Origin of the sequence: Mycolicibacterium litorale, from assembly GCF_010731695.1 — a bacterium.
GTDB classification, from domain to species: domain Bacteria; phylum Actinomycetota; class Actinomycetes; order Mycobacteriales; family Mycobacteriaceae; genus Mycobacterium; species Mycobacterium litorale.
On the sequence record NZ_AP022586.1, the window covers coordinates 5,244,545 to 5,267,100 of the forward strand.

General features: G+C 68.7%; 24 protein-coding genes. 17 read left to right on the forward strand and 7 right to left on the reverse strand.

Translation table 11 applies throughout. The features are described 5' to 3' along the window. Positions 1–22: 22 nt before the first annotated feature. Complete coding sequence (locus G6N30_RS25195) at positions 23–859, reverse strand: alpha/beta hydrolase (protein ID WP_134056391.1); 837 nt, start codon at positions 857–859, stop codon at positions 23–25. A 100-nt stretch (positions 860–959) separates the two neighbouring features. On the opposite strand from G6N30_RS25195, the gene G6N30_RS25200 reads away from it, so the two are divergent. Both G6N30_RS25200 and G6N30_RS25205 read left to right on the forward strand, forming a co-directional pair. Continuing rightward, on the forward strand, positions 960–1,571 hold the full coding sequence (locus G6N30_RS25200; protein ID WP_163687966.1) for a TetR/AcrR family transcriptional regulator: 612 nt from the start codon (positions 960–962) through the stop codon (positions 1,569–1,571). A gap of 91 nt (positions 1,572–1,662) precedes the next feature. Then, a complete protein-coding gene (locus G6N30_RS25205; RefSeq protein ID WP_134056387.1) occupies positions 1,663–3,069 on the forward strand; it encodes an APC family permease in 1,407 nt (468 codons plus the stop codon). Here G6N30_RS25205 and G6N30_RS25210 read toward each other — a convergent pair. Next, positions 3,041–3,769 (reverse strand): DUF429 domain-containing protein, encoded by a 729-nt coding sequence (locus G6N30_RS25210; protein WP_134056385.1) that lies wholly within the window; start codon positions 3,767–3,769, stop codon positions 3,041–3,043. The genes G6N30_RS25205 and G6N30_RS25210 overlap by 29 nt on opposite strands. 40 nt (positions 3,770–3,809) lie before the next feature. On the opposite strand from G6N30_RS25210, the gene purB reads away from it, so the two are divergent. The 3 genes from purB to G6N30_RS25225 are packed head-to-tail and all read left to right on the forward strand — an operon-like array spanning position 3,810 to position 7,047. Continuing rightward, positions 3,810–5,228 carry an adenylosuccinate lyase gene (gene purB / locus G6N30_RS25215; RefSeq protein ID WP_134056383.1) on the forward strand — a complete coding sequence of 473 codons (1,419 nt, stop codon included), beginning with the start codon at positions 3,810–3,812 and terminating at the stop codon, positions 5,226–5,228. Further along, positions 5,225–6,445, forward strand: a complete 1,221-nt coding sequence (locus G6N30_RS25220; protein WP_134056381.1) for a cytochrome P450 — start codon at positions 5,225–5,227, stop codon at positions 6,443–6,445. The genes purB and G6N30_RS25220 overlap by 4 nt, the downstream gene beginning before the upstream one ends. 20 nt (positions 6,446–6,465) lie before the next feature. Then, positions 6,466–7,047 carry a DUF1707 SHOCT-like domain-containing protein gene (locus tag G6N30_RS25225; RefSeq protein ID WP_134056380.1) on the forward strand — a complete coding sequence of 194 codons (582 nt, stop codon included), beginning with the start codon at positions 6,466–6,468 and terminating at the stop codon, positions 7,045–7,047. A 3-nt stretch (positions 7,048–7,050) separates the two neighbouring features. Here the strand turns inward: G6N30_RS25225 and G6N30_RS25230 are convergent, their stop codons facing one another. Then, positions 7,051–7,908: a type IV toxin-antitoxin system AbiEi family antitoxin domain-containing protein gene (locus tag G6N30_RS25230; RefSeq protein WP_134056378.1), complete on the reverse strand. Its 858-nt coding sequence runs from the start codon at positions 7,906–7,908 to the stop codon at positions 7,051–7,053. Between the two features lie 99 nt (positions 7,909–8,007). Continuing rightward, entirely contained in the window at positions 8,008–8,625 is a 618-nt protein-coding gene (locus tag G6N30_RS25235) for a hypothetical protein (protein ID WP_134056376.1), read from the reverse strand. A gap of 31 nt (positions 8,626–8,656) precedes the next feature. Here G6N30_RS25235 and G6N30_RS25240 point away from each other — a divergent pair, with 31 nt between their 5' ends. Continuing rightward, the gene (locus G6N30_RS25240; protein WP_134056374.1) at positions 8,657–9,550 is read left to right on the forward strand and encodes a phosphoribosylaminoimidazolesuccinocarboxamide synthase; all 894 of its coding nucleotides are present in this window, start codon (positions 8,657–8,659) and stop codon (positions 9,548–9,550) included. After that, positions 9,547–11,691, forward strand: a complete 2,145-nt coding sequence (locus G6N30_RS25245; RefSeq protein WP_134057489.1) for a S9 family peptidase — start codon at positions 9,547–9,549, stop codon at positions 11,689–11,691. Before G6N30_RS25240 ends, G6N30_RS25245 begins: the two co-directional genes overlap by 4 nt. On the opposite strand, the gene G6N30_RS25250 is transcribed toward G6N30_RS25245, so the two are convergent. Next, on the reverse strand, positions 11,620–12,066 hold the full coding sequence (locus G6N30_RS25250) for a DoxX-related protein (RefSeq protein ID WP_134056372.1): 447 nt from the start codon (positions 12,064–12,066) through the stop codon (positions 11,620–11,622). The genes G6N30_RS25245 and G6N30_RS25250 overlap by 72 nt on opposite strands. An 83-nt stretch (positions 12,067–12,149) precedes the next feature. On the opposite strand from G6N30_RS25250, the gene G6N30_RS25255 reads away from it, so the two are divergent. The 3 genes from G6N30_RS25255 to G6N30_RS25265 are packed head-to-tail and all read left to right on the forward strand — an operon-like array spanning position 12,150 to position 13,987. Next, complete coding sequence (locus G6N30_RS25255) at positions 12,150–12,704, forward strand: TetR/AcrR family transcriptional regulator (protein ID WP_134056370.1); 555 nt, start codon at positions 12,150–12,152, stop codon at positions 12,702–12,704. Between the two features lie 21 nt (positions 12,705–12,725). Then, entirely contained in the window at positions 12,726–13,223 is a 498-nt protein-coding gene (locus tag G6N30_RS25260) for a glutathione peroxidase (RefSeq protein WP_134056368.1), read from the forward strand. A 59-nt stretch (positions 13,224–13,282) separates the two neighbouring features. Continuing rightward, positions 13,283–13,987 (forward strand): DUF2334 domain-containing protein, encoded by a 705-nt coding sequence (locus G6N30_RS25265; RefSeq protein WP_134056366.1) that lies wholly within the window; start codon positions 13,283–13,285, stop codon positions 13,985–13,987. On the opposite strand, the gene G6N30_RS25270 is transcribed toward G6N30_RS25265, so the two are convergent. After that, positions 13,984–14,637 carry an MBL fold metallo-hydrolase gene (locus G6N30_RS25270; RefSeq protein ID WP_134056364.1) on the reverse strand — a complete coding sequence of 218 codons (654 nt, stop codon included), beginning with the start codon at positions 14,635–14,637 and terminating at the stop codon, positions 13,984–13,986. The genes G6N30_RS25265 and G6N30_RS25270 overlap by 4 nt on opposite strands. A gap of 46 nt (positions 14,638–14,683) precedes the next feature. Here G6N30_RS25270 and G6N30_RS25275 point away from each other — a divergent pair, with 46 nt between their 5' ends. From G6N30_RS25275 to purQ, 3 genes are read left to right on the forward strand one after another with little or no spacing between them, the layout of a single operon-like run. Beyond that, complete coding sequence (locus G6N30_RS25275) at positions 14,684–15,352, forward strand: ATPase (RefSeq protein WP_134056362.1); 669 nt, start codon at positions 14,684–14,686, stop codon at positions 15,350–15,352. 36 nt (positions 15,353–15,388) lie between these two features. Continuing rightward, positions 15,389–15,628, forward strand: coding sequence for a phosphoribosylformylglycinamidine synthase subunit PurS (purS, locus tag G6N30_RS25280; protein WP_134056361.1), 240 nt, complete (start codon positions 15,389–15,391; stop codon positions 15,626–15,628). Continuing rightward, positions 15,625–16,299, forward strand: coding sequence for a phosphoribosylformylglycinamidine synthase subunit PurQ (gene purQ / locus G6N30_RS25285; RefSeq protein WP_134056359.1), 675 nt, complete (start codon positions 15,625–15,627; stop codon positions 16,297–16,299). Before purS ends, purQ begins: the two co-directional genes overlap by 4 nt. 7 nt (positions 16,300–16,306) lie before the next feature. Here the strand turns inward: purQ and G6N30_RS25290 are convergent, their stop codons facing one another. After that, positions 16,307–17,359 (reverse strand): LLM class F420-dependent oxidoreductase, encoded by a 1,053-nt coding sequence (locus tag G6N30_RS25290; RefSeq protein ID WP_308205142.1) that lies wholly within the window; start codon positions 17,357–17,359, stop codon positions 16,307–16,309. 58 nt (positions 17,360–17,417) lie between these two features. On the opposite strand from G6N30_RS25290, the gene G6N30_RS25295 reads away from it, so the two are divergent. The 4 genes from G6N30_RS25295 to G6N30_RS25310 all read left to right on the forward strand — a co-directional run bounded on the left by G6N30_RS25295 (position 17,418) and on the right by G6N30_RS25310 (position 22,546). Beyond that, positions 17,418–18,272 (forward strand): helix-turn-helix transcriptional regulator, encoded by an 855-nt coding sequence (locus G6N30_RS25295; RefSeq protein ID WP_134056357.1) that lies wholly within the window; start codon positions 17,418–17,420, stop codon positions 18,270–18,272. A gap of 116 nt (positions 18,273–18,388) precedes the next feature. Further along, positions 18,389–19,648, forward strand: a complete 1,260-nt coding sequence (locus G6N30_RS25300; protein WP_134056355.1) for a M18 family aminopeptidase — start codon at positions 18,389–18,391, stop codon at positions 19,646–19,648. Positions 19,649–19,663: 15 nt separating this feature from the next. Continuing rightward, the gene (locus tag G6N30_RS25305) at positions 19,664–20,011 is read left to right on the forward strand and encodes a VOC family protein (protein WP_134056353.1); all 348 of its coding nucleotides are present in this window, start codon (positions 19,664–19,666) and stop codon (positions 20,009–20,011) included. A gap of 501 nt (positions 20,012–20,512) precedes the next feature. Then, the gene (locus G6N30_RS25310) at positions 20,513–22,546 is read left to right on the forward strand and encodes an alpha/beta hydrolase family protein (RefSeq protein ID WP_134056351.1); all 2,034 of its coding nucleotides are present in this window, start codon (positions 20,513–20,515) and stop codon (positions 22,544–22,546) included. The last annotated feature ends 10 nt before the right edge of the window (positions 22,547–22,556 follow it).

Consider the following 22,556-nt stretch of genomic DNA (forward strand, 5'->3'; position numbering starts at 1 on the left):
GGGCAGGGGGCCGACCCGGATTTCAGGCCGTCAGCAGCGGTGCCATCCAGGTGATCTCCGCCGGCAGCTGCGAACTCCAGAACCCGCCGTCGTGCCCGCCGGGGGAGAACCCGCCCGCAGGCGGGGTGGGCAGCTGATCGATGAACTGCTGCGTCGCCGAATAGAAGGGATCGGAAGTGCCGCAATCGATCCGGATCGGGATCGACGCGAACTCCGGCCGTCCCCACACGCTGTTGGCCGCATAGTCGTCGGCGCCGTCGAACGCGCCCGGGGCGGTCGCGCCCGCCGACGTCCACAGCGCCGGGCTGACCGCGCAGATCGCGGCAGTGCGCGCCGGCCCCAGCCGGGCACCCAGCAGCAGCGCGCCGTAGCCTCCCATCGACCAGCCGAGGAATCCGACGCGGGAGGTGTCGAGGCCCTGGTCGGCGAGCATGGGCAGCAGTTCGTCGAGCACCATGGCGCCGGAATCCTCGCCGGAAGCCCGCTTGTGCCAATAACTTCCACCGCCGTCGACGGCGACGACCGCAAACGGCGGCAGCCCGGCGCTGACCGCCTCGGCCAACCCCTGCTCGACGCCGCCGGCCATCACCTGGGCGGCATCGGCGCCCTTGCCGTGCAGCGCGATCACCGGGCGCAGCGCGCCGGTCTGCCCCGGCGGTCGGGCGATCGCCCAGTTCGTGCTCACCCCGCCGCGGGCGGCTGACACGAACGACCCCGTGACATAGGTCGGCGCCGACTGCGGTGGGGGCGCCGCCGCCGAAGGGACGGTGCCGAACGTGACGGCGCCCGCCGCACCCGCGGCCGTACCCGCCGCGAGGCGCAGGACGGCGCGGCGACTCAGCTGGGACATGGCGGCCATCTTGCCACCGGAACTCCGCGGCCGGATTCCCGGCTGACTTGTCTGAAGAATGGCTGGGGTTTGGGCGAAACGACGATGCCCCACCCCGGTGGCTGGCAGCATACGAAGCGTGACGGCAGCAGTCACTCCGAAAGGGGAACGCAGGCGGTACGCGCTGGTCAGCGCGGCCGCCGATCTGCTGTGCGAAGGGGGATTCGACGCCGTTCGGCACCGCGCCGTGGCGCGCCGCGCCGGCCTGCCGCTCGCCTCGACGACCTACTACTTCTCGTCGCTGGACGACCTCATCGTCAAGGCCGTCGAGCACGAGGGAAGCCGCGAGGCCGAGCGGTTGCAGCAGCGGGTCGCGGCGCTGTCCCGGCGGCGCCGTGGCGCCGAGTCCACCGCCGACGTCCTGGTCGATCTCCTCCTCGGCGATGCGCTGGGCGCCCGCGGCGGCGAAGAACTGATCTCGCGTTACGAGCGCTACATCGCCTGTGCGCGTCAACCGGCGCTGCGTGACGTCCAGCGCCGCATCCTGCGGCAGCGCACCGACGCGGTCGTCGAGGTGGTGGAGCGCTGCGGGCGGTCGGTGCGCGCGGAATTCCTCACCGCGCTGGTCTGCGCGGTCGACGGCGCCGTGGTCGCCGCCCTGGTCGGGGACGGCGACGGGCCGCGTGCCACCGCACGTGCCACTCTGATCGACGTCATCGACGTGCTCGCACCGGTGGGCTGACGGCCGGTTCGACAACGATTGCGGCAATGAGGCTGCGTCGCGGTCGTCGCTGCCCGATGATGATGACCGACCAACAGTGACGGAGGAGCCCATGAGCCAGCCAGACACGGTCGAGGCGCAGCCCGAACTGCGCCGCGTCATGGGCCCCGGACTGTTGCTGCTGTTCGTCGTCGGCGACATCCTCGGCACCGGAGTGTACGCGCTCACCGGTGACGTGGCCGCCGAAGTCGGTGGGGCAGCGTGGCTTCCATTCCTGGTGGCCTTCCTCATCGCCACCATCACCGCGTTCAGCTACCTGGAACTGGTCACCAAGTATCCGCAGGCGGCCGGGGCTGCGCTGTACGCGCACAAGGCATTCGGGGTGCAGTTCGTCACCTTCCTCGTCGCGTTCGTGGTCATGTGCTCGGGCATCACCTCGGCGTCGACGGCGTCGCGGTTCTTCGGCGCCAACCTCATCGAGGGCTTCGGGCTCGAATGGGGCACAGCCGGTGTGGCCGCCGTCGCGCTCGGATTCATGGCGCTGCTGGCGGCGGTGAACTTCCGGGGAGTCGGCGAGAGCATCAAACTCAACGTCGTCCTGACGATCATCGAGGCCACCGGCCTGATGCTCGTGCTGTTCGTCGGGTTGTGGGCGTTCACCCGCGGCGGCGACGTCGACTTCTCCCGCGTCGTGGCCTTCGACACGGACGACGACAAGAACGCGTTCATGGCCGTCACCGCCGCCACGTCACTGGCCTTCTTCGCGATGGTCGGGTTCGAGGATTCGGTGAACATGGCCGAGGAGACCAAAGAGCCGGCCAAGACGTTCCCGAAGGTGCTGCTGACGGGTCTGACCATCGCCGGCATCATCTACATGCTCGTCGCCGTCGTGGCCGTCGCCCTGGTACCGGTCGGCACGCTCGCCGACAGTGACACGCCGCTGGTCGAGGTGGTCAAGGCCGGTGCCCCCAACCTGCCCATCGACGAGATCTTCCCGTTCATCTCGATGTTCGCCGTCTCCAACACCGCGCTGATCAACATGCTGATGGCCAGCCGCTTGATCTACGGGATGGCCCGCCAGCATGTGCTTCCGCCGGTCCTTGGCAGAGTGCACCCCCGCCGGCTGACGCCGTGGGTGGCAATCCTGTTCACGACGCTGATCGCGTTCGGGCTCATCTTCTACGTGAGCGTGTTCGCCAGCAGCAGCGCCATCTCGGTGCTCGGAGGCACCACATCACTGCTGTTGCTCGGCGTTTTCGCCGTCGTCAACATCGCGGTGCTGCGGCTGCGGCGCGACGTGCAGGCCACGGGCGGGCATTTCAAGACGCCGACGGTGCTGCCGTGGATCGGGTTCGCCGCATCGCTGTACCTGGTGCTGCCGTTCTCCGGGCGCCCCGCCCAGCAGTACTCCGTGGCGCTGATCCTCGTCGTCATCGGCATCGTGCTGTTCTTCGTCACCATGCTGATCAACCGCAAGATCGGCACCCGCGTCAGCGATCCGGTCCACCTGGCGGAGTAGTCCGGCCCAGGGTCGGCGTCACGATGCAGCCGGTCGTCTCGTCGCCGTAGGTGGTGACGTCGGCGGGCCGGCGCGTGGCGAACAGCGCGACGTAGGCGCACACGACCGCATCGACCGGATCCTCGGCGCGGCGCAGCTGCGATTTGCGGGTGGCCGTCGCGACCGAGTCGCGCATGCGCACCCACTCAGGGTGGCGCAAGGCGTTCAGCGGTGGGTCGGCCGTTGCGAGGGACTCGACCAGGGACATCAGCCGGAGCAGTTCAGCGCGCAGCTGCGCCACGTCGCGGCCCGGCTTCTGCTTGTACTTCAGCGTCTTGGCGAGGCCGAACAACGCCACCGTGGCGGCGTGCGGATACACCTCGATTGCGGGCCGGCCCAGGGCGTCGGCCAATCGGGCGCCGCGACTGCCCGCCGCGAACCACGGATGACCGGTGTTCGACGGATGACAACCCGCCTCGAAGGCGCGGAAGTCGCGGTTGAGCGCCGCCTCGCACGGCCGGTTGCCCGTCGGGTTCGTCACCACCAGCGGAGCGTCGATCGCCAGCACGCTCGCCTGCGCCGCATACGGGGCGAGCTGCGCCACGATGTCGGCGTCGGTCGTCGCGGCGGCGAGGTGCACCAGTGCGCCGCGGGAGTCGGCGACCGCGAGGCCGGTGGGGCTGCGCTCACCCCACGCCAGGTCGATACCGACGAAGTACACGTGGCCAGCCTGCCCGATCCGCGCCGTAAGCTGTGTGTCTGTGACGATCCCGAACGTGCTGGCCAACCGCTACGCCAGCGAGGACATGGTGGCGATCTGGTCGCCGGAAGCCAAGATCGTCGCCGAGCGCCGGCTGTGGCTGGCGGTGCTGCGCGCCCAGGCCGAGCTCGGCGTCGACGTGCCCGACGGGGTGGTGGCCGACTACGAACGCGTCCTCGAGACCGTCGACCTGGCGTCGATCGCGGCCCGCGAGCGGGTGACCCGCCACGACGTCAAGGCCCGCATCGAGGAGTTCAACGCGCTGGCCGGCCACGAACACGTGCACAAGGGCATGACCAGCCGCGACCTCACCGAGAACGTCGAGCAGCTGCAGATCCGCCGCAGCCTGGAACTGGTGCACGCCCACGGGGTCGCCGTCGTCGCGCGGCTCGCCGAGCGCGCCGTGAGCTATCGAGACCTGGTGATGGCCGGCCGCAGCCACAACGTCGCCGCGCAGGCCACCACCCTGGGCAAGCGGTTCGCCTCGGCCGCCGAGGAGACGCTGCTCGCGCTGAAGCGGGTCGAGGAACTGATCGCCCGCTACCCGCTGCGCGGCATCAAAGGTCCGATGGGCACCGCGCAGGACATGCTCGACCTGTTCGGCGGCGACACCGCCAAACTGGCCGACCTCGAACGGCGGGTCGCCGAATTCCTCGGCTTCCGAGACGTTTTCACCAGCGTCGGCCAGGTGTATCCGCGCTCGCTCGACCACGACGTCGTCTCCGCGCTGGTGCAGCTGGGCGCGGGCCCGTCCTCGCTGGCGCACACCATCCGGCTGATGGCCGGCCACGAACTGGTGACCGAGGGTTTCGCGCCCGGGCAGGTCGGATCGTCGGCGATGCCGCACAAGATGAACACCCGGTCGTGCGAACGGGTCAACGGTCTGCAGGTCGTGCTGCGCGGGTACGGCTCGATGGCCGCCGAACTGGCCGGCGCGCAGTGGAACGAAGGCGACGTGTTCTGCTCGGTCGTGCGCCGGGTGGCGCTGCCCGACGCGTTCTTCGCCATCGACGGGCAGACCGAGACGTTCCTGACCGTGCTGGACGAGTTCGGCGCCTACCCGGCCGTCATCCAGCGCGAACTCGACCGCTACCTGCCGTTCCTGGCGACGACCCGAATCCTGATCGCCGCCGTGCGGGCCGGTGTCGGGCGCGAGACCGCCCACGAGGTCATCAAGGAACACGCGGTGGCCGTCGCCCTGGCGATGCGGGAGAAGGGCCGGGAGCCCGACCTGCTCGACCGGCTGGCGGCCGACCCGCGGCTGCCGCTGGACCGCGTCGCGCTCGACGATGCGCTGGCCGACAGGCAGGCCTTCAGCGGAGCCGCCGGTGACCAGGTGGACCGGGTGGCGCAGGCCGTCGACGAACTGGTCAGTCGCTACCCGGAAGCCGCCAAGTACACCTCGGGCGCCATCCTGTGACCCGCGCGGCGGGGCTGTCGCAGATCGACTTCACCGATCTGGACAACTTCGCGAACGGCTTCCCCCACGAACTGTTCGCGGTGCATCGCCGCGACGCGCCGGTGTACTGGCACGAACCCACCGAGCACACCCCGGACGGCGAAGGCTTCTGGTCCGTCGCCACCTACGCGGAAACCCTTGCGGTGTTGCGTGATCAGGACACCTACTCGTCGGTGACCGGAGGCGAGCGGCCCTACGGCGGCACGTTGCTGCAGGATCTGCCGATCGCCGGTCAGGTGCTCAACATGATGGACGATCCGCGGCATGCGCAGATCCGCCGACTGGTGAACTCGGGACTGTCACCGCGGATGATCGCCCGCGTCACCGACGATCTGCGGCAGCGGGCCCGGATGCTGCTCGACGAGGTCGCCGACGGCGAGCCCTTCGACTTCCTCCCGCAGGTCGCCGCCGAACTGCCGATGCAGATGATCTGCATCCTGCTCGGCGTCCCCGAAACCGACCGGCACTGGCTGTTCGAGGCTGTGGAACCCGGTTTCGACTTCCGCGGTTCCCGCACGGCCGCGATCGAGCGGTTGTCGGTGGAGGACGCCGGATCCCGGATGTACGCCTACGGTTCGGATCTGGTGGCCCGCAAGCGCGCCGAACCCGGCGACGACATGCTGTCAGTGGTGGCCGCCGAATCGTGGCTGTCCGACGCCGAGCTGTACCTGTTCTTCTACCTGCTGTTCAGCGCGGGCGCCGAGACCACCCGCAACGCGATCGCCGGCGGACTGCTGGCACTCGTCGAGCATCCGGTGGCCTTCGATGCGCTGCGTGCCGACCCGGCGCTGCTGCCCACCGCCGTCGAGGAAATGGTGCGCTGGACGTCGCCCTCGCCGTCCAAGCGGCGCACCGCAACCCGTGACACCGAACTCGGCGGCCACCGCGTGCTGGCCGGGCAGAAGGTGCTCGTGTGGGAAGGGTCGGCGAACCGCGACGCGGCGGTGTTCACCGGTCCTGACGAGTTCGACATCGCGCGGAAACCCAACCCGCACCTCGGTTTCGGGCAGGGTGTGCACTACTGCCTCGGCGCCAACCTCGCGCGGCTGGAACTGCGGGTGCTGTTCGAGGAACTGCTCGCGCGGTTCTCCGCCGTGCGCCTGGTCGAGCCCGTCGAGTGGGCGCGCAGCAACCGGCACACCGGCATCCGCCACATGGTCGTGGAACTCGGGGCGTGAGACCGCCTACCCTCGGAGGCGTGGACTTCGCCAGTGGTGACGCGCACCTGCGGATTTCGGACGCGGATCGGGCCGAGGCGCGCCGATTGCTGGAACGGGCGGTCGGCGAGGGCATGCTGACGCTCGACGAATTCACCGAACGTCTCGACGTCGTGCTGGCGGCCCGCACCCGCGGCGACCTGGCCGCCGTCTTCGCCGATCTCCCGCTGCGGGTGACGCGTGAGGTGGTATCGGCCGAGCCGACCGTGCTGCGGGGCAGGATGACGTCGGTGTCGCGGCGCGGAAAGTGGGTTGCACCCCCGCGCATCGTCCTGGACACCCGGATATGCGAGACCACACTGGATTTCCGATCGGCCACCCTGCAGCACCCGGTCGTCGCGATCCACGTCGACGACTACTGCAGCACCACCGAGATCATCCTGCCTGACGACGCCACCGCGAACATCGATGCGATGCGCGCCGTCGCGGGCAGTGTCACCGTCAACGTCAGCACGGCGCCGCCGTCGCCGCGGCTGCACGTCGTCGTCGACGGTCGGGTCCGCATGGGGTCGGTGACGGTGCGGCACGCCTTCGGTGCGGCGTTGCGGCGGGCGTTCCGGTGACGCCTATTGCCCGGTCGCGTAGCGAATCGTCGCGATCACCCGCTCGGGGTACTCGGTGAGGTCGAGCCAGGTGAAGCGCAGCACGTTCCAGCCGAGCAGGGCGATGGCGTTCTGCCGCTGGCGGTCGGTCTGGAACACCTCGCTGTCGGTGTGGAAGGCCCAGCCGTCGACCTCGATCGCGACCCTCGGCACGGGGAACGCGACGTCCACCTTGTAGCCGCCGACCGGGTGATTCGTCGTCCACCCGGTGAAGTCGGCGTCGCGCAGCAGCTTCACCAGGATCCGCTCGGCCTCCGACCGTGCGCCGTCCTGCGCCGCACGCAACAGCCGGCGCGCGGCGGGCGAGCCGTACCTGCCCTTGTTGCGCAGATGCGCCCGCCACAGCTGGGCCAGTTCGACGTGGCGCTGCAGGGCGCGGTCCATAAGCTTCGCGCCGCCACCGCGTCGCACCGCCGCCTCGACCACCGTCAGCGGGAGCGCGGTGACCCGCAGGCCGTTGCGCTCGACGATGTCGCGAGGATCCAGGTCGCGGCGGCGCAGCCGCATCCCGGGACGACGGCGGTGATTGCTCACTCGTGGGACCGTCACCTCGACCGTCTCGGGGGCGAACCGTGTGACCTCGTGCCACCACGCCGCGGCCAGACCGCTGGCGGCTGCGCGAGGACCGTACGCCCAGACCGCGGCGCGTATGCGGGCGGCTTCGGTGAACGGGCGATCGTCGGCGAAGAACACTCCGGGAGAACAGCGCAGCCAGCGGCCGGCCCGCACGCGTCGTTCTACCGCGTGGCGGCTGAGCCCACACAGCTGGGCCTGCGCGAGCGTGATGACGCCGTCGTGGCGACGCAGATGGTCGTCGAGCATGTCGAATGGACGCGGTGAGCCGCCCCAACGGTTCCCTATGCTGCGATTTGTGCACGATTTCGAGCGGTGGGCGCGCGAAATCGTGCACAAATCGCAGGGCTACAGGCGGCGGGCGATGCCGGCGGCGCGCAACTCCAGGGCCGCCAGCCCGCGGATCGCCGCGACGTCCTGATTGCGCCACGCCCCGACGGGGTCGGCGTCGACGCTGACGAGTTTGGCCAGCGGCCGGTTGGCCAGCGCCCGCATCGCCAGCAGCTGCTGACCCGCGGGGGTGGCGGCCAGCGTGATCGCCGTCCACTTGCGCCGCACGAACCGCACCCGCAGGAACACCCACGGCATCGCGACGGCCAGGATCGGGGGAGCGGCGACGGCGAGCGCCAGCACCCAGGCCAGCCACGACGCGGTGTTGTCGAGGTTGTGCCCCGCGCTGGCGATGTCGAGGGCGGCGTCGCCCGCGGCCTTCAGCGGGCCGCGCAGGGCGTTGCCGAGCAGGGGCACGTCGTTGGTCTGCTCACCCGCCGATTCGAGGTTGTCGGCGATGCCGTTCGCACCGTCCTCCACCTGGCGGCCGACCTGGGCGATGGTTGCGACCGCCGAGTGCACGGCCATTCCGACGAACAACCAGATCAACACCCAGACGGCGATGACGATGTCGCTGATCAGCTGGCCGAGCAGGCGACCCGGCGTGGTGGCGTAGGGCACAAACCGCGAAGTCATGTGTGTAGATGGTGCCCGATAGGCTGACCCGATGCGCCCCGCTCTGTCCGACTACCGCCATCTGGCCAGCGGCAAGGTTCGCGAGCTGTACCGCATCGACGACGAGCACCTGCTGTTCGTGGCGACCGACCGCATCTCGGCGTACGACCACATCCTGTCCTCGCAGATCCCGGACAAGGGCCGCATCCTCACCGCGATGAGCGTGTTCTTCTTCGACCTGATCGATGCGCCCAACCACCTCGCCGGCCCACCCGACGATCCGCGCATCCCCGAGGAGGTGCTCGGCCGAGCGCTGGTCGTGCGTCAGCTGGAGATGCTGCCCGTCGAGTGTGTGGCGCGCGGATACCTCACCGGGTCGGGGCTGATCGACTACCGCAAGACCGGCACACTGTGCGGGCTGACGCTGCCGCCCGGGCTGACCGAGGCCAGCAAGTTCGCCGAACCGCTCTACACCCCGGCGTCGAAGGCGGAGATCGGCGCGCACGACGAGAACATCACGTTCGCCGACACCGTCGGGCTGGTCGGCGAACAGCGCGCCGAGCAGTTGCGGGAGCACACGTTGCGGGTCTACACCCAGGGCGCCGACCACGCGCTGACGAAGGGAATCATCATCGCGGACACCAAGTTCGAATTCGGCGTCGACGGGACCGGTGAACTGGTGCTCGCCGACGAGGTGTTCACCCCCGACTCGTCGCGATACTGGTACGCCGACGCCTACCGCGAGGGTGAGGTGCAGCCGAGCTATGACAAGCAGTTCGTGCGCAATTGGCTCACCGGTCCGGAGTCCGGCTGGGACCGCACCGCGGACCAACCACCGCCACCACTTCCGCCGGAGATCGTCGACGCGACCCGCTCGCGGTACATCGAGGCCTACGAACGCATCTCGGGCCTGAGCTTCGGCGCGTGGATCGGCGCGAGCGCATGACGGTCACGCCGCCACAGGCCAAACGCGTCGAACAGCGCCGCGAACACCACGGCGACGTGTTCCTCGACCACTACGAGTGGCTGCGGGACAAATCCGATCCCGAGGTGATCGCCTACCTCGAGGCCGAGAACGCCTACACCGAGGCGCAGACGGAGCATCTGGCCCCGTTGCGGCAGAAGATCTTCGACGAGATCAAGGCCCGCACCAAGGAGACCGACCTGTCGGTGCCGACCCGGCGCGGGGACTGGTGGTACTACGGCCGCAGCTTCGAGGGCAAGCAGTATGGGGTGCACTGCCGTTGTCCCGCAGCCGATCCCGCCGACTGGACTCCTCCGGAGCTCGACGAGAACACCACGGTCCCCGGTGAGCAGGTGCTTCTCGACGAGAACGTCGAAGCCGAGGGACACGAGTTCTTCGCGCTCGGCGCGGCCACCGTCAGCATCGACGGCAACATCCTGGCCTACTCGGTCGACACCGTCGGCGACGAGCGGTACACGCTGCGGTTCCGCGACCTACGGACCGGTGAGCAGTACGACGACACGATCGTCGGAATCGGCGCGGGCGCCACCTGGGCCGCCGACAACCGCACCGTGTACTACAGCACCGTCGACGACGCGTGGCGTCCGGACACCGTCTGGCGGCACCGGCTGGGTGCGGGCCTGCCGGCCGAGCGGGTGTACCACGAACCCGACGAGAAGTACTGGCTCGGCGTCGGCCGCACCCGCAGCGACAAGTACCTGATCATCGCGGCCGGTAGCGCGGTCACCTCCGAGGTGCGCTACGCCGACGCGGCCGACCCCGACGCTGACTTCTCGGTGGTGTGGCCGCGCCGCGAAGGGGTCGAATACTCCGTGGAACACGCTGTGGTCGGCGGTGAGGACCGGTTCCTCATCATGCACAACGACGGTGCCGAGAACTTCGCGCTCGTCGACGCCCCGGTGTCGGATCCCACCGAGGTCCGCACACTGATCGAACATCGCGAGAACGTGCGGCTCGACGCGGTCGACGCCTTCGCCCGACACCTGGTCCTGAGCTACCGCGAAGAGGCGCTACCCAAGATCCAGCTGTGGCCGCTGGGCGCCGACGGCTCCTACGGGCAGGCCGAGGACATCACGTTCGACACCGAACTGACGTCGGCGGGCCTTGGCGGCAACCCGAACTGGGATCCGCCGAAACTGCGCATCGGCGCAACGTCTTTCGTCACGCCCGTGCGGATCTACGACCTCGATCTCGCGACGGGGGAGCGGACACTGCTGCGCGAGCAGCCGGTGCTCGGCGGCTACCGTCCCGAGGACTATGTCGAACGGCGGGAGTGGGCGGTCGCGCCGGACGGCGCGCGGGTACCGATCTCGATCGTCCACCGGGTCGGTCTGCAGTTCCCCGCCCCGACGCTGCTCTACGGCTACGGCGCCTACGAATCGTGTGAGGATCCGCGGTTCTCGATCGCCAGGCTGTCGCTGCTGGACCGCGGCATGGTGTTCGCGGTCGCCCATGTGCGCGGCGGTGGGGAACTCGGCCGGCCGTGGTACGAACACGGCAAGCTGCTGGAGAAGGGCAACACCTTCACCGACTTCATCGCCGTCGCACGCCATCTCATCGCCACCGACACCACCCGGCCGCAGAACCTGGTGGCCCTCGGCGGCAGTGCAGGCGGGTTGCTGATCGGCGCGGTCGCGAACCTGGCACCCGAGCTGTTCGCGGGGTTCCTCGCGCAGGTGCCGTTCGTGGATCCGCTGACCACGATCCTCGACCCGTCGCTGCCGCTGACGGTCACCGAGTGGGACGAGTGGGGCAACCCGCTCGAGGACGAGATCGTCTACCACTACATGAAGTCCTACTCGCCGTACGAGAACGTCGTCGCCAAGGAGTACCCGCCCATCCTGGCGATGACGTCGCTCAACGACACCAGGGTCTACTACGTCGAACCCGCGAAATGGGTTGCCGCCCTGCGACACAGCAAGACCGACGGCAACCCGGTGCTGCTCAAGACCGAGATGACCGCCGGGCACGGCGGGATCAGCGGCCGCTACGAGCGCTGGAAGGAAGCCGCGTTCCAGTACGCCTGGGTGCTAGCCACCGCCGACCGCGACACCTACGGCGGCGGCCAGGTAGAGAATTTCTTCAGCGGTCCGCAGGCCTAACGGCGAGCTCATCGACGGCGGCGGGTCGGGCATCCGCGCTGCGTGCACGTTGGCCGGGAACATGACCAGCATGAGCAGCAGCAGGCACACCGCCGCGGCGACGCGCGTCGGCGGATAGAGCAGTCCCGCCGCGCCGAGCAGTTCCAGGACTCCGGTCACCGCGACGAGCGCCCCGGGTGCCGGCAGTCCCGGCGGCACGATCGCGATCATGTCCCGCCGCATGCCGGGGACGAAGTGCGCCACCCCGGTCATCACGAACATCAGCGCGAGGCCGACGGCGAGCGCCTCGGGCCAGGAATCCGTGTATGCGACGCCCAGCCATCCGACGACGCGGGCGCCCAGGCTGCCGAGAACGAGTGCAAGAAGAACCGCCACGTGCACCTCCATCTAGTCACTGTCAAGTTTAGCAGCGTAGCGCATAACTAGGCACTGTCAAGATGTCGGGATAGGATGGGCCGATGTCGAAGGGCACGTACCACCACGGGGATCTGAAAACCGTGATCCTCGCCCACGCCGCCGAACTCGTCGCCAAACGCGGCGCCGACGGCGTCTCGCTACGGGAACTCGCCCGCGCCGCCGGGGTGTCGCACGCGGCCCCCGCCCACCACTTCACCGACCGCCGAGGCCTGTTCACCGCGCTGGCCGCCCAGGGCTGGCGGATGCTGGCCGCGGCGCTGGCCGACGCCCGCCCGGAGTTCCTCAACGCCGCGAGCGCGTATGTCCGCTTCGCGCTCGAACACCCCGGCCACTACGAGGTGATGTTCGACAAATCGCTGATCGACGAGGCGAATCCCGAACTCGCCGAGGCGAAAGCGGCGGCCGGCGCCGAGCTCAACCGCGGCGTCGCCACGCTGACCGACGCCCGCTCGCAGTCCGACCCCGAGGGTGCGGCGCTCGCCGCGTGGTCGCTGGTGCACGGCTTCATCATGTTGTGGCTCAACGACCTCATCGCCACCGAAGGCGATCCGCTCGCCCAGATCGAGCGGGCCGCACAGATGCTGTTCGCGGGCTAGCGGGTGCGGTAGCGTCCGGGCATGACTGAGTCGTACCTGCTCGACATCGAGCTCAACACCCTCGACGGTAGATCGACCACGCTCAGGGAGCTCGCCGACGGCGCCGCACTCGTGGTCAACGTCGCGTCGAAATGCGGGCTGACGCCGCAGTACAGCGCGCTGGAGAAGCTCGCCCAGGACTACGGCGACCGTGGGCTGACGGTGATCGGTGTGCCGTGCAACCAGTTCATGGGGCAGGAGCCGGGCACCGCCGAGGAGATCCAGACGTTCTGCTCGACCACCTACGGCGTGACGTTCCCCCTGCTGTCCAAGACCGACGTCAACGGCCCGGACCGTCACCCGCTCTACGCGGAGCTCACCCAGACACCCGACAGCAGTGGTGAGGCGGGCGACGTGCAGTGGAACTTCGAGAAGTTCCTGCTCGCCCCCGGTGGAGACGTGGTCAACCGGTTCCGGCCGCGCACCGAACCCGACGCCCCCGAGGTCATCGCCGCCATCGAAGCCGTCTTGCCGAAATAGCCAACTGCCGTCGACGTGACGGCCACCGCCCCGACACCTCGAGTCGTCACACTGCGGATGTGGCAGGACAACTGGTCGTCTCCATCTCCCACGTCAGCGCCCGCACCCTCGGCGACGTCGCGGACTTCCGCGCCGCCCTCGACGCGCGCGGTGTGCCGACGTCGTTCCTCGTCGCCCCGCGCCTCAAAGGTGGTTACCGGCTCGACCACGACCTGCCGACCGTCGAATGGCTCCTGGGGCGACGGACGGCCGGAGACGCGATCGTGCTGCACGGGTTCGACGAGGCCGCCACCAAAAAGCGACGCAGCGAGTTCGCGTCGTTGGCCGCCCACGAGGCCAACCTGCGGTTGATGGGCGCCGACCGGGTGCTCGAACACCTCGGATTGCGCACCCGGCTGTTCGCCGCACCGGGCTGGACGGTTTCGCAGGGTACCTCGATCGCTCTGCCCCGCAACGGCTTTCGCCTCCTCGCCGGATTCAACGGCGTGACCGATCTGGTGCGCGGCACGACGGTGCGGGCCCGTGTGGTCGGCATCGGCGCGGGGTTCGTCACCGAACCGTGGTGGTGCCGCACCGTGGTGCTCTCCGCCGAGCGGACCGCCCGTCGTGCAGGCATGGTGCGACTCGCGGTCTCCGCCAAGCAACTCAGCCGTCCCGGCCCCCGGCAGGCCGTGCTGGACGCGGTCGACCTCGCGCTGATGCACCAGTGCGCGCCGCAGGTCTACCGGTGGGAATCCGGCGCAGCGCTGCAAGACGCCGCCTAGAACTGCGTGCCGTTCTCCTCCTCGAGAACCTGGAAGTCGGTGTCGGTCATCTCGCTCAACCGCCCGTAGAAGATGCCGCGCGCACTCGGGTCGATGATGCCCTGGTGGATCGGCACCGCATGGGTGGGTGCGACCGCGCGCAGATAGTCGACCGCCTCGGAGATCTTCATCCAGGGCGCCGCCGCGGGTGTCGCGAGCACGTCGACCGGTTCGCCCGGTTCGAACAACGCGTCACCGGGGTGCATCAGCCGGGCCGGGTGGTCCCCGTCGCCGATGAGGTACGAGATGTTGTCGATCTCCGGCAGTTCCGGGTGGATGATCGCGTGCCGGCCGCCGACGCCACGCACCTGTAGATGTCCGACGGCGAATGCGTCACCGGCGTGCACCGCCTGCCACGCGCCGCCGAGCTGTTGCGCAGTCTGCGGATCGCAGTACAGCGCGGCCTGCGGGTTCGCGTCGAGCAGAGCGGGCAGCCGGCTGGTGTCCGCGTGGTCGGGGTGCTGATGGGTGATCAGGATCGCCGACAGACCCGTGATGCCCTCGAATCCGTGCGAAAACGTGCCCGGATCGAACAAAACCGTCGTCTCGGCGCCGGAACCGTCGGAAAAGCTTGCGAGTAGGCATGAATGGCCGAAATGGGTCAATTGCATGGCTATATTGTGGCGCTCAGGCGGGGGCCGGTGGTGGGGGTTTCGAATGCGGTTGCTGTTGGCGGCGGTGTTGGCCGGTTGCGGCTTCGCGTTGGCCACCCCCGGCGCGGCGACCGCGAACCCGTTGGACTGCCCGCCCAGTTGCGACCGGATTCCCCGCTCGGCGTGGATCGCGCCGATCTCGATACCGCTCTACGACGTCTACCGCTGGCCGGAGCTGTCGACCGTGTCGGTCACCGCGGTCACGCCGCGGTTCCGGTTCGAGGAGACGTGCGCCGCGCCGGGCCTCGGCGCCGATGACCCCCGCACGTGGGCGATCGCGGCCCGGGCCGAGGTCTCCTCGCCGGACCGTCAGTGGAACCTGCGAGCCCAGGTGATGCACTGGCGCGGCGAGACCTGGCGCGGAGGCCAGCTGGCGACATCGGTGTTCGACGACGCCGTCGCGAAGCTGCGGGCCTGCCAGCTCGGCGCCCCCGCGATGTCACCGTCGTTGACCACGGCAGAACCGACGAGGATGGCCGCCGTGGCGAGCGGCCCCGATCGCTCGGTGCTGCACGAGTACCTGGTCGTCGACCCGCGCAACAGCACCGTCACCGAACTGGCGCTGTGGTCTTCGGCACAACCCTCGGTGCCCTGGCGTGCGGTTACGGACGCGTCCGTGCTCGACGCGCTGGCCACTCCGCTCTGCACCGCCTACATCGGGTCATGCCGGTAACCGGCGACCTGCCACGACACCGGTAAAGTTGTCGCCGTGGCAAAGGTGGTGGTGCACGTGATGCCCAAGGCAGAGATCCTCGACCCTCAGGGTCAGGCGATCGTCGGCGCCCTGGGACGTCTCGGTGTGACGGGCGTCTCAGATGTCCGGCAAGGCAAACGATTCGAATTGCAGATCGACGGCGACGTCACGGACGAGACGGTGGCCGAGATCGCCGAATCGCTTCTGGCCAACACCGTCATCGAAGACTGGTCGGTCACCAGGGAGGACGCATGAGTCCGCGGGTGGGGGTGATCACCTTCCCGGGATCGCTCGACGACATCGACGCCGCACGCGCGGTGCGGCTCGCCGGTGGTGAGCCGGTCAGCCTGTGGCACGCCGACGCCGACCTCAAGAACGTCGACGCGGTCATCGTGCCCGGCGGCTTCTCCTATGGCGACTACCTGCGGGCGGGCGCCATCGCGAAGTTCGCGCCCGTGATGGGCGAGGTCATCCGCGCCGCCGAGCAGGGCATGCCGGTGCTCGGGATCTGCAACGGTTTCCAGGTGCTGTGCGAAGCGGGCCTGCTGCCGGGGGCGCTGACCCGCAACATCGGCCTGCACTTCATCTGCCGCGACACGTGGCTCGAGGTCGCCTCGAACACCTCGGCGTGGACCACCCGCTACGAGACGGGTGCCGATCTGCTCATCCCGCTGAAGTCGGGGGAGGGGCGTTACGTCGCGAGCGAGAAGGTGCTCGACGAACTCGAGGGCGAGGGCCGGGTGGTGTTCCGCTACCGCGAGAACCTCAACGGCTCGATGCGCGACATCGCGGGGATCAGCTCGGCCAACGGCCGCGTCGTCGGCCTGATGCCGCACCCGGAGCACGCCACCGAGGCGCTCACCGGCCCGTCCGACGACGGACTGGGACTGTTCCTGTCGGCGCTCGACGCCGTGCTCACTGTCTAGCTCTCCTTCACGACGCGGCCGGCGCGTAGTCGGCTCCGCCCCGGAACTCTTCGGTGAGCTCGACGAGATCGTCGAGGTACCGCAGTGCCTCAGCACTGCTGAGCGCGGCGTTCCGGAAGAACAGGCAGTGGTCGATGCCACCTTCTGCGAGTGTGGCGAGTTCGTGCTTGTTCAGCGGCGCGATGGCATTCAGGCGCTCGGTTCCGCGGAAACCGCGTTGGTCTGCGCCGATGAGCGTCACCGGGATGTAGGACCGTCCCTGATCATCACCGCGGCGGCGTAATTCGGCCACGTCGGCAACCAGATCCTCAGGGGTGCTCGGAAGATTGGGCGCCCAGCCGTCGCCGTACTCGAGTACCCGGTTGAACACCGTCGGTCCGTTACCGCCCACCAACACTGGGACGTGAGGCCGTTGCGTCGGCTTCGGCCACGAGTAGACGGGGTCGAAGGACACGTACTCTCCGTGGAACTCCGCCTGCTCCTGCGTCCAGATCTGTTTCATGGCCAGCACTCGTTCCCGCATCAGGGCCATCCGCGTTTTCGGGTTCGTGCCGTGATTGACCATCTCCTCGCGCAACCAGCCGGCTCCGACGCCGAGCTGGAGCCGACCGCCGCTGAGGTAGTCGAGGGTCGCCACCTCCTTGGCCAGTGTGAGCGGATCACGTTGCACCACCAGCGTGATTCCGGTACCCAAGGTGAGACGGTCGGTGACCATGGCTGCCGCACTCAGCGCGATGAAGGGGTCGAGCGAGCGCAGGTAATCACGCTGAGGCAGATCGGTGTCCGGGGGAGGGGGCGCGGCCACGGGATAGTGAGTGTGTTCGGAGACGAACAAGGAGTCGAATCCCCGTTCCTCCAATGCCACGGCGAGTTCATCGGGCCGCAGACCTTCGTCGGTGAGAAATGTGCTTACGCCGAACTTCATTCGCGCGCCCTCTCGAAGACCATTGTGAAGCAACGGTTTCAGTGCCCTGTCCACCTGCGTCCCTCGGACAGGAGTCACCGCCATGGAGACAGCCTGAGCCAACGCAACCGGCTCTGACAGGGTTGCGTTATCCAATGTCTCTGACCACCACCATGGCCACCGCCCGGTTGGCGCACGCGTAGCATCCCCACGTATGACAGTCGGCGATGGCCGGTCCGCGGAAGCGGCTGCGACTGTGTTCGACCGGCGGGCGGGGTTGCGCGAGTTCCTCAGGTCGCGGCGCGCCAGACTCTCTCCCGTCGATGTCGGGTTAGCGCCGGGCGGGCGGCGTCGCACCCCGGGTCTTCGCCGAGAAGAAGTGGCCACCCTGGCCGGGGTGGGCGTCTCCTGGTACACCTGGCTCGAGCAGGGCAGGGATATCTCGGCGTCTGCAAGTGTGCTGGACGCGGTCAGCGCAGCTCTGCGCCTCAGCGAGTCCGAGCGCGCACACCTCCACCTGCTCGCCGGAGCCAGTCCGCCGGTCGGTGGGGATGTCGACGACAGCCCTGTGCCACCGGAGCTGCTGCAGCTCGTCGCAGCATGGGCCCCGCGTCCGGCGATGCTGCAGGACCGTTACTGGAATCTGTTGGCCATCAACTCGGGAACCCGCGAAGTCTTCGGCTACTCCAGCGCAGACCACAACTGTCTGATCAGCTTCTTCACCAACGAGCGGTACCGGGGCGCGTATGTGGAATGGTCGGCGGCCGCTCCCGGGGTGGTCGCCGCTTTCCGTGCCGATGCCGGCCGCTACCTGGGGGACCCCAACTTCGCGGAGATCGTCGCCCACTTGAGTTCCGTGAGTCCCGATTTCGCGGCAATCTGGAACCGCCACGATGTCGGTCCTCATCAGCAGGCTGTCAAAGCGGTCCGTCACCCGGTGGCGGGCGAGCTCGTATTCGACAAGACCACCCTCACGGTCACCGACCACCCGGAATGGCACCTCGTGTTGTACAACCCCCGTCCGGAAACCGGAACAGACACCCGGCTGTCGGCATTGATGGGTCAGTGACGTCTCCGGTGCCGTGTGCCGGACAACCACGCGCCACCCACCGATTGGCGAACAGGATGAACCGCATCGGAGACCCTGGTGCCACTGGCCCGTACCGCACGCGTGAAGATTGAACGATGCCAGCGAGCCCCCAGAGCCTGTGCGCCTTCATCGATGCCTCGCCGTCACCGTTCCACGTCTGCGACACCGTCGCGAACCGGCTGCGCGAGGCCGGTTTCACCGAACTCTCCGAAGGCGACGAGTGGCCTTCGGAGGCGGGCGACCACTTCACCGTGCGGGCCGGATCGCTGGTGGCGTGGCGGGCCGGCGCTGACCCGCGCGCACCGTTCCGCATCGTCGGCGGTCACACCGACAGCCCCAACCTGCGCGTCAAACAACACCCCGACCGATTCGTATCCGGTTGGCGCGTCGTGGCATTGCAGCCCTACGGCGGTGCCTGGCTGAACTCCTGGCTCGACCGCGATCTCGGGATCAGCGGCCGGCTGTCGATCCGGGTGGGTGACGGCATCGAGCACCGGCTCATCCGTATCGACGATCCGATTCTGCGGGTGCCGCAGTTGGCGATCCATCTCTCCGACGACCGCAAGGGAGTGACGCTCGATCCGCAGCGCCACGTGAACGCGGTGTGGGGAGTGGGCGGCGCGGCCGGATCCTTCCTCGGGTATGTCGCCGACCGGGCCGGGGTTTCCGAAGACGCCGTCCTCGCCGCGGACCTGATGACCCACGATCTGACGCCGTCGACGCTGGTGGGCGCCGACCGGGAGCTGGTCAGCGCGCCACGGCTGGACAACCAGGCGACGTGCTACGCGGGCCTCGAGGCGCTGCTGGCGGCGCAGCCCGACGGCGTGGTCCCGGTGTTGGCGCTCTTCGACCACGAGGAGGTCGGCTCCACCTCCGATCACGGAGCTCAGTCCGAACTACTGCCCACGGTGCTGGAGCGGATCACCTTGGCTGCCGGCGGGCATCGTGAGGATCTGCTGCGGCGGATGTCGGGATCCATGGTGGCGTCGGGCGACATGGCGCACGCGACTCATCCCAACTACCCGGAGCGCCACGAACCCGGCCACCTGATCGAGGTCAACGGCGGACCGGTGCTCAAGGTGCAGCCCAATCTGCGATACGCCACTGACGGCCGCACCGCGGCGGCGTTCGCGCTGGCGTGCGCCCAGGCCGGCGTCCCCATGCAGCGCTACGAACACCGCGCGGATCTCCCGTGCGGATCGACGATCGGCCCGATGACGTCGGCGCGCACCGGGATCCCCACCGTGGACGTCGGTGCGGCCCAGTTGGCCATGCATTCGGCGCGAGAACTCATGGGTGCAGACGATGTCGCGGCCTATTCCGCATCGTTGCAGGCGTTTTTGTCACCGGCCTGATCTATCGTCGGCGCCATGGCGATGACTGTGGAGATGATCACTGTCGACTGCACCGACCCCGACGTTCTGGCGGCCTGGTGGGCCGAGGCCGCCGGTGGCGAGGTGAGTGCTTTCGCGCCGGGCGAGTTCGTCGTCGTCATACGAGAGAGCGGACCGCGGCTGGGCTTCCAGAAGGTGCCCGATGTGACCCCCGGCAAGAACCGCGTGCACGTCGACTTCACCGCGGGGGACGTCGAGGCGGAGGTGACGCGGCTCGTCGGGCTGGGTGCGTCGGAGCGGGGCAGGCACAGCTTCGGTGCGGACTTCAGCTGGGTCGTGCTCGCCGATCCGGAGGGCAACGAGTTCTGCGTCGCAGGTGCCTGACCCTCAGCTGTGTGTTTGCTGGGAGGTCTCTGGTGCGTCGGCATCGGCGAGTGGCGCCAGCTGACGGCGGCGGAAATACTCAGGTTGCGTCCGCAGAGACTGTGACCTGAATCTTCGGCGACGTTCCGCGCGAACAGCAAATGACGGTTGATGAGGGAAGGTAACCCTGGCGGTCGGCAGCAACCGTTGGTTCGACGAGCTCACCAAAAGGTGTCATCGAAGCCTGTGTTCTGCGTCCCGTGCTCACTCCGGGCTGGAGCTCACGACACGTGCGCCGGGACTCCGGCGATCGGGGAGCCGAAGGTCCAAGATCATCCGATCAGCAAAATCAGCGCACCGTCTGACCTGCCGATCGGAAAACGGCAGGTCGTTGCGACCGCAACCGGATGCCTTACTTGCTATCGCAACGGTCTCTCAGTTCGTTCTCAGCTGTTTTTCATGTTTTCTCAGGTGCGTGTTACCTTCGTCACAGCGCGATGAAGGTTGCTGAGGGGAGCGGTCGTGGCGAAGCATCGGAACAGGCACGTGGGTAGGCGGATGAAGAAGGCCGCCGTCATGGGCGGTGTCGCGGCGACATCGGCCGCGATGACGATGGGGCTGACGGCTCCGTCGGCAAGTGCGCTCCCGCTCATCGAGGCGCGCGCGGTCAGCGCGGACGTGCAGAACCTGGCGCTCACCGACGCGCTCACTCTCGGGCCGCTCCTCGAGGCGCTGGGCGTGAACCTGTCGTCCATCAACGGTCCGCTCGACGCGCTGGAGTTGGCCGGCATCAACCTGGTCACCACCGGCCCGCCGTTCGGGCTCGCCGCGCTGTTCGGGCTCAACCTGGGGTACGTGCCGGCATTGCCGCCGCTGATCGTCGATGAGGTGACCGGCACCGACACAGTGGTCGACGGTGCGGCACTCGCCGCGGTGCTCGGTCCGCTGCTGTCCCAGCTTCTGGGCCCCGCCGGTGGCGCACTGGCGCCCGTGCTGGGCGGGATCCTCGGTGGCGCCCGGGTTCCGGTCGTGATCGGATTCGGGCTCGGTTCGCTGGCGGCCGGGATCGCCTATCCGCAGATCGCGGAGTACTTCACCGAGACGGATCCGTCGCCGCGCACGATCCTGCCGCTGATCCTGCTGCGCAACCCGGGCCGCGCTGACGGCGGCATCGTGGCGCGGGCGTTCCCGCTGCTCGATCCGTTCCTGCGGATCTTCGGGTACGACAGCGTCGTCACGCCCGAGGTCGAGAGCAACGGCAGCATCCTGCCGTCCCCGTTGCCGCCGCCGTTCCCGCAGAACAATTCGTTCATCCCGATCAAGATCGATGCCACCGTCGAGTACGACACCCTGTCCGACTTCCCCTCGTGGCCGAACCCCTTCTCGCTGGTCAACTCCGGGGCAGCGTTCCTCTTCCCGACGTACATCCTGCGGGGCGCTGATGTCGGCGCGCTCGGGGACCAGATCGACGTGACCGGACTGCTCGGTGAGCTGTTGAGCCCGACCGGCGGCACGCCGAACATCTTCCTCACGGTGCCGGTCGATCGCCTACCGGTCCTGGAGCCGTTCCGCTATCCGACCGACATCGCGAACTTCTTCACCGGTGGCGTCTTCGGCTTCACCAACCCGTTCGCCGACGCGATCGAGCCGGCGCTGAAGATCCTCACCAACCTGGGCTACACGAACGTCACCCAGGACATGACCGACCGGCTGAACCCGTATCCGCGGGACTTCACCGACAACTTCGGTGACGGATCGCTGGTGAACGGCGAGCCCGGCGGCGTGCCGTTCTTCACGGTGCCGCAGAACGTCGACTGGGGTCAGGTCCCGGGGGACCTGGCAGAGGCGTTCTTCGCCGGCGTCCAGGATGCGTTCTTCTACGGCGGAATCCCCGGCGTGCGTGGGCCGCTCGGCGGAGTCGCCAACCCCATCGCGGTCCTGGCGGATCTGCTCGGCCTGCCCAGCGGCCTCGGCGGCCTCGCCGACCGGATCCCGGGTCTGGGCGACGCGCTCGCCGATCTGCAGGAGACGATCGGGGACGTCCTCGACGACCTCGATCTCGACCTGCCGGGTCTGCCGAACCCGCCAGGGCCGATCACCGTGCCGAACCCCCTCCAGCAGGGCGAGGAGGAGGCCAACCTGCTGAGCTCAACCCCGGGTTCAGAAACGTTGCAGCGCAACGCATCCGTCGACAGCATCACCCCGACGGCCAAAGGCGCCCCCGACACCGTCGAAGGCAACGCCGAGACGGGTGAGCAGAGCGGTGACCCGGCCGCGGTCGTGCCTGAAGAAGGCGGCGGCTCGGGCGCCACCACCGGTCCTCAGCTGCGCGGCGGCCAGTTCGGCACGGCGCTGCGCGAGGCCGGTGAGCGGGTGGAGGACTCGATCAACGAAGCGGGCAAGCGGATCAACGACGCCGTCGTCGGCACCCAGAAGACGCTCACCAAGGTCTTCACGCCGAAGAGGCCCACGGTCAAGCAGGACGACGCACCGCAGACCGACACCACCGCCAACGACGCGCAGAACGAGAACGACAACAACGACGAGGCGGCCTAGCCGCCTCACG

Bases quoted from the DNA above. Each gene is read 5' to 3' on its own strand.
- G6N30_RS25270 (WP_134056364.1), bottom strand. From the start codon at position 14,637: ATGCAATTGACCCATTTCGGCCATTCATGCCTACTCGCAAGCTTTTCC.
- G6N30_RS25240 (WP_134056374.1), top strand. From the start codon at position 8,657: ATGCGCCCCGCTCTGTCCGACTACCGCCATCTGGCCAGCGGCAAGGTT.
- G6N30_RS25275 (WP_134056362.1), top strand. From the start codon at position 14,684: ATGCGGTTGCTGTTGGCGGCGGTGTTGGCCGGTTGCGGCTTCGCGTTG.
- G6N30_RS25305 (WP_134056353.1), top strand. From the start codon at position 19,664: ATGGCGATGACTGTGGAGATGATCACTGTCGACTGCACCGACCCCGAC.
- G6N30_RS25235 (WP_134056376.1), bottom strand. From the start codon at position 8,625: ATGACTTCGCGGTTTGTGCCCTACGCCACCACGCCGGGTCGCCTGCTC.
- purQ (WP_134056359.1), top strand. From the start codon at position 15,625: ATGAGTCCGCGGGTGGGGGTGATCACCTTCCCGGGATCGCTCGACGAC.
- G6N30_RS25245 (WP_134057489.1), top strand. From the start codon at position 9,547: ATGACGGTCACGCCGCCACAGGCCAAACGCGTCGAACAGCGCCGCGAA.
- G6N30_RS25260 (WP_134056368.1), top strand. From the start codon at position 12,726: ATGACTGAGTCGTACCTGCTCGACATCGAGCTCAACACCCTCGACGGT.
- G6N30_RS25205 (WP_134056387.1), top strand. From the start codon at position 1,663: ATGAGCCAGCCAGACACGGTCGAGGCGCAGCCCGAACTGCGCCGCGTC.
- G6N30_RS25300 (WP_134056355.1), top strand. From the start codon at position 18,389: ATGCCAGCGAGCCCCCAGAGCCTGTGCGCCTTCATCGATGCCTCGCCG.
- G6N30_RS25255 (WP_134056370.1), top strand. From the start codon at position 12,150: ATGTCGAAGGGCACGTACCACCACGGGGATCTGAAAACCGTGATCCTC.
- G6N30_RS25230 (WP_134056378.1), bottom strand. From the start codon at position 7,908: ATGCTCGACGACCATCTGCGTCGCCACGACGGCGTCATCACGCTCGCG.
- G6N30_RS25195 (WP_134056391.1), bottom strand. From the start codon at position 859: ATGGCCGCCATGTCCCAGCTGAGTCGCCGCGCCGTCCTGCGCCTCGCG.
- G6N30_RS25295 (WP_134056357.1), top strand. From the start codon at position 17,418: ATGACAGTCGGCGATGGCCGGTCCGCGGAAGCGGCTGCGACTGTGTTC.